Source organism: Bacillus sp. 95MFCvi2.1 (assembly GCF_000374965.1).
Taxonomy (GTDB): domain Bacteria; phylum Bacillota; class Bacilli; order Bacillales; family Bacillaceae_G; genus Bacillus_A; species Bacillus_A pseudomycoides.
Map to the genome: position 1 here is coordinate 1 of NZ_KB895781.1, position 1232 is coordinate 1232.

1 pseudogene is annotated in these 1232 nt (G+C 36.4%); it reads left to right on the top strand.

The window, feature by feature from the left end:
- Window positions 1-54: 54 nt before the first annotated feature.
- Window positions 55-1232 (top strand): annotated as a pseudogene (locus tag C568_RS34070) (IS3 family transposase); the annotation flags it as partial.

Here is a 1232-nt window from a genome sequence, read left to right on the forward strand (position 1 = left end):
TGAAGTGCACCCCGATTGTTAGACACAGTCTAACAATCGGAGGTGCACTTTTTTATGGCTAAATTTTCTTCAAAAGAAAAAATACGAGCGATAAGACGATATTTAGAGGGGACTGAAGGTGGAAAAACAATTGCTAAATCTATTGATGTTCACCCCAGTATGCTCTATCAGTGGATTAAACAATATGAATCCTTAGGTGAAAATGCTTTTGAAAAACGCTATACATCCTACTCTACCCAGTATAAACTAGATGTACTTAATTATATGAACGAACAAGGGACATCTATCAGGGAAACAGCGGCGCTTTTCAATATTCCTTCTTACGAAACACTTCGAAAATGGAAAGTAGCTTATGAAACAGGAGGATTGGATGCCCTACAATCAAAGAAAAAGGGGCGTCCATCCATGGAAAAGAAAAAAACAAATACAACTAAAGATCAAGGAATAGTTGAAGGTTCGATAGAGGCACTACAAGCGGAAAATGAGCGTTTACGTATGGAAAATGCATATTTAAAAAAGTTGAATGCCTTAGTTCAAAACAAGGAGAAATCACGAAACAAGACAAAGCCCAAGTAGTCTATGAATTAAGGCATGAATTTTCAGTGAAGGTGCTACTTCAGCTCGCAGGTATTCCGCGCAGTACGTATTATTATTGGGTTAAAAGATTCAATCTTCCTGATTCAGATGTAGAACTAAAAGGATTGATTCGAACCATTTATGACGAACATGAGGGGCTTTATGGTTATCGTCGTATTCGTGATGAACTTACGAATCGCGGACATAAAGTAAATCATAAAAAAGTGTATCGTATCATGAAAGAATTGGGATTAAAATGTCTCGTTCGCATGAAAAAATATCGCTCTTATAAAGGAACAGTTGGAAAAATTGCACCTAATATTTTAAATCGTAACTTCCAAGCTGAAAAACCAAATAAAAAGTGGGTTACGGATATTACGGAGTTTAAATTATTTGGAGAAAAGCTATATCTATCGCCAATGTTGGACTTATTTAATGGTGAAATTATCACATACACAATTGGTTCAAGACCAACTTATTCACTTGTTTCAACGATGTTAGACCAAGCGTTTGAACACTTAACAGTCAAAGATACACTCTTGATCCATTCTGATCAAGGTTGGCACTATCAAATGAAACAATACCGTCATTCCCTTGCTAAACGTGGCATTACACAAAGTATGTCTCGTAAAGGAAACTGTTACGATAACGCAGTG